A 9,308-nucleotide genomic window follows, 5' to 3' on the forward strand; every position below is an offset into this window, starting at 1 on the left:
GCTTTTATTGTTGTTGTAGTTAACTAAATAATCTTTAATACTTTCCTTTTGGTCAAAATCAGTTGGATAAATATTGATATTAGTAGGTGAAATATCTGCACCTAGATTTTGATTTGCATTTTCCTTCATCTTTTTATCAGTAAAAGGCAAACCAGTTAGTACATTTGTATCGCTGCTGCTTTGAGTCTTAGCAATAGTAGAATTATTCGCATTTTCTGCTACAGCTTCAGCCAAATCTGATGTATAGATAAATCCCTCTGAAAAATAACCGGAGTCCAAATCCTCTTTCATTCTCAATACACCAACAATCGTTAAAAGTTCACCTTCAGGATTGTTGTAAAGAGCAGTGTATTCAGCAGGAGTAGCCTTAGAAAATAAATCGCCATCTCGTGTATAGAATTCATCATTATAAATAACCTTTAACAGATTATGACCAATGAAATCACTCAATTCATATGTCGTATTTTCTGATTTCAAACCAAGCTTGTCATAAAAAGTTTTATTGATACTATTATTTTCATCAACCACAATTGCAATCTCATTTTTGGAAGAAGGGAGTCGACTATCAGTCCCGACAAAATCGTATTGGGATCGAATAAACTCATCGTTATCCGGCATTTCCTGCCAGTAGGAATTACTACTCATCCCCATCATATCGTTCATTCCTGTTTCTGATTCAATTGTTGGATCAAATTCAATGACTCTGCCTTCTGTATTTGCTAATAAGTTCATCTTGACATTTCTTTCAAAAGTGATTGTGTTAATCGCTTCAGGCAATTCAGAAGAAAGATTATCGATATAATTCAAATAATCTTTGGATAATACATTTGTATGTGTAGTTTTTTCTTTTGTTTGTTCAGCGACACGAATGGTATCATCAGTACCGTTTTTACTAGCAGTGTTTTTATTGGTGTTTCCAAAAAAATCATCACTATTATCATCTAAGGTTTGTTCTCCTGCTTGAATGGAGATAGGGGCATTGGCTAGTGTATCGGCCTGCATGGTGCTCATATAGTTAGACAAACCGCTTGATAAGGCTAGTACTAATGCAACTCCAATAATACCAATACTGCCGGCAAAAGCTGTGGTTATCGTACGTCCTCGTTTAGTCAACAAATTTTTAAAGGACAAAGTAGTTGCTGTGATCATCGACATTGAGGTTTTCGCAGTGGATTTTTCAGCCGTCTTTTTATATGGCTCATCGGTCAACTCACTGCTTGTTAATGGATTATTATCATCTTGGATTTCACCATCTAAAATGCGAACGATTCGACTCGAATAGTTTTCTGCTAATTCACTGTTGTGAGTAACCATAATAACAAGTCGAGTTTTAGCAATATTTTTTAAGATTTCCATGACTTGAAGACTGGTTTTACTATCTAAAGCTCCTGTTGGTTCATCCGCTAAAATAATATCTGGATCATTTACCAGAGCTCGTGCAATCGCGACTCGTTGCATTTGGCCGCCCGATAGCTGATTAGGCTTCTTATTGAGTTGCTTTTCAAGACCGACATCTTTTAATGCCTTTGCTGCTCGCTGTTTTCTTTCGAGTGCTGAGACGCCAGAGAGGGTCATCGCAATTTCAACATTTTGTAGCAGTGTTTGATGACCAATTAAATTGTAGCTTTGGAACACAAATCCAATTGAATGATTTCGATAGGAATCCCAATCCCTATCTATATAATTTTTGGTTGAGTGACCATTAATTACTAAATCACCAGAGCTGTAGTGATCAAGACCACCAATGATATTCAGTAAAGTGGTTTTCCCGCAGCCAGAAGGGCCTAGGATAGAAACAAATTCATTTTCACGGAACCCTATTGAAACATTTTTTAAAGCAGTGACATTCTCCCCATTACTATATATTTTTTGAATGTTTTCTAATTTTAATTTGATCATGCTATTTCCTCCATTTCCTAACTTGCTCTAAGCTTACAAATTGAACCTCAACTGAATCTCAACAGAAGAGCAAAATTTCGTTGAGATTCAGTTGAGGTTTCTGAGGTATAATTTTGTATAGAAATAAAGAACGGGATTTATTTAAAATAAAGAAGGTAGGAGTTGCTATGACGAAACTATTAGTAGTAGAAGATGATATTAATACTAGGAAGTTGTTGTGTGCAGTGCTAAAACAGAATGGCTTTGAGCCATATAGTGCTGAGGATGGAGTTGCAGCTCTTAACTTGATGGAACAACTGCACATTGATTTGGTTATTTTGGACCTGATGATGCCCAACATGGATGGTTATGAGTTGACAAGGCAGCTCCGTGCTTCATGGAAAAATTTGCCGATATTGATGGTAACCGCCAAACAAGAACCTCAGGATAAAAGAAAAGGCTTCATGGTTGGTACCGATGACTATATGACAAAACCAGTTGATGAACAGGAAATGATTCTGCGTATTAAAGCCCTATTGAGACGTGCCCAAATTGTAGATGAACACAAAATTAAAATAGGCGATGTTACTTTGAACTATGATACCTTGTCTGTATCCAAGAATAACAAGAGTATTATGTTACCTCAAAAAGAGTTTTATCTGCTATTTAAATTGCTCTCTTATCCAGAAATAATCTTTACACGATTACAGCTAATGGATGAGGTTTGGGGACCAGATTCTGAAACAGATGATCACACATTGAATGTTCATATTGCTCGACTTAGAGACAAATTTTGGGATTGGTCTGAATTTGAAATTGTAACCGTTCGTGGATTAGGTTATAAGGCGGTGAAAAAGGTTTGAGGAATTTTATTAGCAGAAGAATCACGCTGGCGGCTACTTTTGTTCTGATAGTCGTGAGCGTATTAATAGCAACCTTTGTCATCGTCGCTGGAACTATTTTTGTTTTACAATATTTTGGCATTATTTCTGTTTTTGGATCATATGAACGCGCTACACGAGGCAATCCTTTTTTTTCTATTTTTATTCTGTTTATCCTATGTACGTTGATGGGAACCACTCTGACAACATTTTTTAGCAAAAAGGCCCTGTTGCCTATTCGGAATGTTATCGAAGCAACAGGCAAGGTTGCTGAAGGCGATTTCGATGTTCAAATAGATTTGAAAGGGGTTGATGAGCTGGAGGAGCTTTCTCGAAGCTTCAACAAAATGACCAAAGATTTGAAAAGCATTGAAACGTTGCGTAGTGATTTTATTAATAATTTTTCTCACGAATTTAAGACGCCCATCGTATCAATACGGGGGTTCGCTAAACTACTAAAAGAAAGCGAACTAAGTGAGGCTGAAAAACAGGAGTATCTTGATATCATTATTGTGGAGTCTAAACGCTTAGCTGATCTAGCAACCAATGTTTTGAATTTATCCAAATATGATACGATTGAAATCGTCAGAAATAAAACGGAATTTCGCTTAGACGAACAAATTAGACGAACAGTTATCCTAATGGCTTCAAAATGGTCAGCAAAAGAGATTACCATCGATTTACAATTGGAGGAAGTGAATTATGTTGGCAGTGACGATTTGACACAACAGATTTGGATTAATCTTTTAGACAATGCCATCAAGTTTTCTGATTTAGGTGGAACTATTCTAGTGAAGCTTACGTCTACAAATGGCATTCAATTTGAGATTCAAGATAATGGGGCTGGAATGGATAATAGAACCTTAGATAGTTTATTTGAGCGTTTTTATCAGGGAGATGCTTCACATTCAAAATCTGGTAATGGATTAGGTCTTGCACTAGTAAAACGAATTGTCGATTTATGTGAAGGTGAGATATGTGTAGATAGTGAAATTGGAGTAGGAAGTAAATTTACAGTACGGCTATAACTTAAAATTTAGAGTAATCGACATTAAGTAAAAAATCATTTGGAAGAAAATGTTTATTTTTTTCTTCGACTATTTTGTCGATATCGACCTAACCAATATCCAGCTGATTCAAATATCAAATAGTGAAACGGACACTTCAGTTGGAAAAGTGTTGCGCTGATCTTGTGTTTAATCTTGATTAAATAGATTAGAACTATCTCAATAGTGTGAGAATCACTTGAATAATTGTGTCCTGTTTGTTTTGCTAATAAAGTCATTTAATGGTTATTGGGATCCGTTTTAGATGTTTGAAGAAAAGTACGATATGCCAACAGGATTGGTACATATTCGCGACCTCATTAGGCGAAACGTTAGTAAAAATAGATCTACCATTTCTTAAGACGACTGTTTTGATTTGTCCGTAATACTAGTTGTATTGAATAGTAATGGAAAGGAAATACAATTTTGTGAATATGGAGAGGTTCAATAGGGCGAAAGCACTATAATGAAAATAGTAAGTAAATAATTCAAAAACGCTATCCGGAGATTCTAGAATCACAAACCGGATAGCGTCTTTTTTTATTTTGTAATAATGAAAGATTATTCTAGTTTTAAAAAGGGATACCATTTCCGCTCAGCATTTATTGTTGTGCAAAGACAAGTTTCATAAGTAGTGCGTCTCTATGAAATTTTTCGGTTATCAAAGTTGCTTACCATATTAGTTGAAAAAACGAAGAAGACAGCAGAGAGGAACTGTTGTCTTCTTTGTATCAAAATTAAAAAATCTATGGCAGCTTGATAACTTCTTCCGTTTTAATATCAAAAAAATGACTCTTGCTGATATTAAAGGCTAGATCAATCATTTCTCCAGGTTTATGGAAATCTCGAGCATCTACTTTTGAGATAAATTCCGTGTCACCAATTTTTGAATAAAGCATTGTCTCAGCACCAAGTAGCTCTGAAACGACAACTTCCGCTGTAACAGTCGATTCCGGCGTGGTGTCGAGAACGATTTGCTCGGTACGGATATCTTCTGGCCGAATACCGAAAATAAGTTCTGATCCTTCATACCCTTTTTCCACCAGTACTTTATTTTTACCTTCAGGAATTTCCAATCGTAGACCATAGTCATTGGTCACTACACCGTTTGCTAATTTTACTTTGAAAAAGTTCATGGCAGGGGAGCCAATGAAACCGGCGACGAAGACACTTTTAGGCGTATTATAAACTTCTTGCGGCGTACCAATCTGTTGGATAAAACCATCTTTCATGATGACGATGCGATCTGCCATGGTCATCGCTTCCGTTTGATCGTGCGTAACATAAATGGTAGTGGTATTGAGTCTTTGGTGTAGTTTAGCAATCTCCGCACGCATAGCGACTCTCAATTTTGCATCAAGGTTGGATAGCGGTTCATCCATTAAAAAGACTTGCGCATCTCTTACGATCGCTCGACCTAAGGCAACACGCTGTCTTTGTCCGCCAGATAGAGCCCCCGGCTTGCGATTTAAATACTCTGTAAGGCCTAAAATCTCCGCCGCATTTTCAACACTTTTTTTGATATCTTCTTTAGGCATTTTGCGTAGTTTCAAACCGAATGCCATGTTATCAAATACGGTCATATGTGGATATAGTGCATAGTTTTGGAAAACCATTGCAATATCTCGATCTTTTGGAGACACATCATTCATCAGCTTACCATCGATCAGCAATTCGCCTTCTGTAATATCTTCTAAGCCCGCGATCATTCTCAAGGTAGTTGATTTCCCACATCCTGATGGGCCAACGAAAACGATGAACTCTCTATCCTTAATGTTCAGGTTGAAATCAGTTACAGAATAATTTTTATTTTTGTCATATTTTTTGTGAATACTGTTTAAAGCAATCTCTACCATGTCATTACCTCCTAGTGGTTTGTACATAAAATATACTTGAAAGCGGTGTCTTTCTTCAATGTCAAACTGTACAGAAAGAAGAGGCAGAATTAGTCAGTTTGCCGAATTTAGTATCAAGCTTGGAATGTTGAGACCAGCAAGTAAGATAAGAATAAGTTGTTGCTGTCTTTAAGATTGATCATTGATTCAGTGTAAAACTTATCAATTTTGTAGAGCAGGGTATTTCTGTGCATATAAAGATCTTTTGCGGTAGAACTGAGGTTTCCCAGATTCTTCCATAATGAGGAGATGATGTTGCGAATTTCGCTATTTCCGAGAAATGAAGTATATAAATCAAGCAGTAATTGACTATCTTGTATGTTTTCAGTAGCCAAATAGTTGACTACGATCGTTGAAAGATCAAAGCATTTATACTTTGAATTGTATTGATAAAAGATTTTTTGTTCTTCTGCGAAAAGCGTAGATAAATTGCTCTCGGAACTATGAAATGGACCTATAAACACACGAAGTGAGAAATCAAAGTCGATTTCTAATGCGAGAAAGATACCTTCAAGATCTTCAATGGACAAACATTCTTTTGATTGTTTTTCAATCAGCAGCAGCATATTTTCATTAATAAAAAAAAGATCAATAGTATTACCGAATATTTTCTGAAGTTCCTCAAGAAAGATGGGTTGTTGAAAGGAAGACAGACCAGTGACTTGAATTTGAAGAACACGATAGTAATTTTCAATGATATCTTTTTGTTCTTCAAATAAAATTGAATACCAAGGATGTTTGTCTTTATTTATCTTAAAGTCCGGCTCAATAAAGAGCGCGATTAAATCTAACTCTTTTTCTGTTAAATCCTTTTTTGGGATTTTTATGAAACCGTCTTTTGTAGGCAAACAAATTTCTTGGTTATCCGAATGACTTGCCCTACTAAAATAGGCTGTTGGATACATGGCTTTGAGCTTTTGAAAATTCATAACTACTCCATTCTGATAAGTATCGTTTTAATTTATCCTAGCATTTGCAAGAGAGAGAATTAACTTTTTCAGAAATTTATCTATTTTGAAAATGCCTTCTTTACTGGTGGCTAGTTGCTAAATAATATGTCAACTGACAGGAAATCGTTTCTAAAGAGGGTAGCCAGATTATTTACGGTCGAGAGTTTCAAAAATTCCGTTAAGTGTCAGTAGCTTTTTTTTCAAAGCAGTGAAATTCATAAATAAATCAAACTTCTTCTGTTGATAAAGCTTCACTCAAGACTTACTAAACAGTACTCGAGCATCTTTACTAAGTACATTAAAGGATTCTTTAGCAGCTTCTCAATAGAGATGTGTAAAATTAAATCAGCGATGTTTTGGCAGACTACCTTATTAGGAAAAATTACTCACTAACAAATAGAGCAAAAAAAGATCATCCATTTTCCGTAAATTAAGTTGTGTTTCTTCAAATATTTTATCAATTTTATAAACGAGTGTACTGCGGTACATGGATAGATTCTTAGCCGTAACACTGATATTCCCATGATTTTTCCACAATCCTTCGATAATTTCCGAACAGTTATCGCCATGCTGAAACCATTGGGTATGAAGAGTCTTTAATAGGTAGCTCTTGTTTACAGGTTCTTGAGAATAGAAATCAAGCGCACAATTTGCCAAAGTGAGAGACTTTGTTTCGCTACTTTGAGTTAAACTAAAATCAAAAATCCTCCGTTCCTCGGAAAAGATTTTTTTGAAACTGAAGTGATAGTCGCAAAAAGTACCAATGAAAAGATTACTTTGACAATCATAATTCATATCAAGAGCGAGAAAAAAGTCTTCAATCTTTTCAATGCTAAATGTATTAGTCTTCTTTTTTTCGATTATAAGGATGCGCTCGTCACTTAATTTGAGAACTGCATGTATAGAATTAGATATTTGCTTTATCTCAGTTTCCCATTGAGTACAAAAATGTGGATTCGTTTTTATCAGATTGACTTGAATGATGCGGTACTCTCCTATATCAGTAGGGAACGCGTCGTTCATTAGTATCTGATACCATTCGCTATTTTTATTAATCAAAGGTTTATTGATTTTATCAGTAAATAATGAAAGAACCTCAATTTCTATATCAGTTAAATCTTTTTTAGCATTACCAACTAAGTAATCGTCATTCTCTATGCAAAGCAAACTCGAATCTGTGGGTATATTCTTATAATTTTTTTCAGTAGGAAAAATAGTTTCAAGCTTTCCCATTCTTTCTTTCCTCCTTATATGTTCAGATTTTTCTAGGTGTTACACGAAGCGGCTAGACTCATATCAATTTGATCGTACTATTATCAGGAAAATCATTCTGAAAACAAGTATTACAACGTCGCTATTAGCTATGTCGTTAGAAAATTTGTTCGAATCACTTCTCATGTCCCCAAAAATGATTGTTCATTTCTGACTTTTAAGCTTGAATGTTTCTGAAGCTTATTTGTGTTGGCAAAAAGTGAAAATCAATGTGTTAATCCTTTTTTTATTATGTACTTGACTTACTATAGTTTGTCTTTCAAAACTTTCCGTTAGAGTCGAAAAGAGGATGTCAAAAAGGCTCACCGTTTTAGTGAGCTTTTTTGATCAATTCAAATTTTTAGTTGAAAAGCGTTCAACGATTTCCACTGGTAGCATTTTTCTCTCTGGAAGTGCCTTAGGATCTTCAATCAATCTGAATAGTTCCTCTGTCGTCAGTTTCCCTTTTTCCAGCATGTTTTGTTTGATCGTAGTCAACTTTGGCGAAACAAATTTCGCCATCGGAATGTCATCAAAACCAATGATAGAGATATCGTCAGGAACGGAAAGCCCACTAAGACGAATGCCTTCAATGATACCAATAGCTAGTACATCAGCAGTTGCTACAACTCCTGTGATCTCAGGATGGCGCGCGATTTCTTTACCGATCTTAATACCACCTTCGTAAGTGATTGGACCGTTAAAAACACAATTTACGTCAAAATCTTTATTTTTCTGCCGATGAGCCTCTAAAAAACCTTTATAGCGAAGCTCTAACAAAGGATTTTCATGAATGATATTTGAAGCAAAAGCAAGGTTCTGGTGACCTTGATTCAATAGAAAGCGTGCAGCTAAGACACCGCCATAATAATCATCAATATTTATAGATGAAATAGCACCATCGCTATAAACGTTATCTAAGAAGACAGTGGGGACACCTAATTCTTTTTCAATTTTAGGAATGAATGAGTCAAATCCTGCGAGAAAAATGGCGCCGGCGACTTTCCAAGTTTTCATATTGTCAATAATCTCTTGCGGGGTTTCTCCACCACAAAGCAACAAAACATATCCTTCCGCTTCGACGAAATGTTGTATGATTCCTATCATATCGATATTATACGGACTCTGGGAATAATTTTCATTGGCTAGGTCAGTGTAAAAATTATCAGCGATACATAGAGCAATCATCATCGATGACTTGGTTGAGAGTGTCCTTGCTGCTGAGTTTGGAACATAATTGTTCTTTTTAATAATGGCATGAACGCGATCAGCGGTTTCCTTTGAAACGCGTTTCAAATTTCCGTTAATGACATTTGAAACAGTCATCGGACTTACATTTGCTTCTTGAGCAATTTCTTTTAAAGTAATCATCATACTCACCTCTAGGTTTAGCGTAAATCTATTATA

The 9,308-nt window shown here is 35.6% G+C and carries 7 protein-coding genes; 2 read left to right on the forward strand and 5 right to left on the reverse strand.

What is annotated here, in order from left to right; translation table 11 throughout:
• Positions 1–1,899: ABC transporter ATP-binding protein (locus tag A5875_RS02405; RefSeq protein WP_088932128.1), on the reverse strand; the 1,899-nt coding region annotated here is incomplete at its 3' end.
• A gap of 167 nt (positions 1,900–2,066) precedes the next feature.
• Here A5875_RS02405 and A5875_RS02410 point away from each other — a divergent pair.
• Positions 2,067–2,741: a response regulator transcription factor gene (locus tag A5875_RS02410; protein ID WP_088934609.1), complete on the forward strand. Its 675-nt coding sequence runs from the start codon at positions 2,067–2,069 to the stop codon at positions 2,739–2,741.
• Positions 2,738–3,787 carry a HAMP domain-containing sensor histidine kinase gene (locus tag A5875_RS02415; protein ID WP_207114435.1) on the forward strand — a complete coding sequence of 350 codons (1,050 nt, stop codon included), beginning with the start codon at positions 2,738–2,740 and terminating at the stop codon, positions 3,785–3,787. The genes A5875_RS02410 and A5875_RS02415 overlap by 4 nt, the downstream gene beginning before the upstream one ends.
• A 764-nt stretch (positions 3,788–4,551) precedes the next feature.
• On the opposite strand, the gene A5875_RS02420 is transcribed toward A5875_RS02415, so the two are convergent.
• The 4 genes from A5875_RS02420 to A5875_RS02435 form a co-directional block, all read right to left on the reverse strand.
• On the reverse strand, positions 4,552–5,661 hold the full coding sequence (locus tag A5875_RS02420; protein ID WP_088932129.1) for an ABC transporter ATP-binding protein: 1,110 nt from the start codon (positions 5,659–5,661) through the stop codon (positions 4,552–4,554).
• 113 nt (positions 5,662–5,774) lie between these two features.
• Positions 5,775–6,629 carry a helix-turn-helix domain-containing protein gene (locus A5875_RS02425; RefSeq protein ID WP_088932130.1) on the reverse strand — a complete coding sequence of 285 codons (855 nt, stop codon included), beginning with the start codon at positions 6,627–6,629 and terminating at the stop codon, positions 5,775–5,777.
• Positions 6,630–7,022: 393 nt separating this feature from the next.
• On the reverse strand, positions 7,023–7,883 hold the full coding sequence (locus tag A5875_RS02430) for a helix-turn-helix domain-containing protein (RefSeq protein WP_088932131.1): 861 nt from the start codon (positions 7,881–7,883) through the stop codon (positions 7,023–7,025).
• Between the two features lie 366 nt (positions 7,884–8,249).
• On the reverse strand, positions 8,250–9,308 hold a 1,059-nt coding region (locus tag A5875_RS02435; protein ID WP_217809340.1), incomplete at its 5' end, for a LacI family DNA-binding transcriptional regulator.

This window comes from Enterococcus sp. 3H8_DIV0648 (assembly GCF_002140655.1).
Taxonomy (GTDB): Bacteria; Bacillota; Bacilli; order Lactobacillales; family Enterococcaceae; genus Enterococcus_A; species Enterococcus_A hulanensis.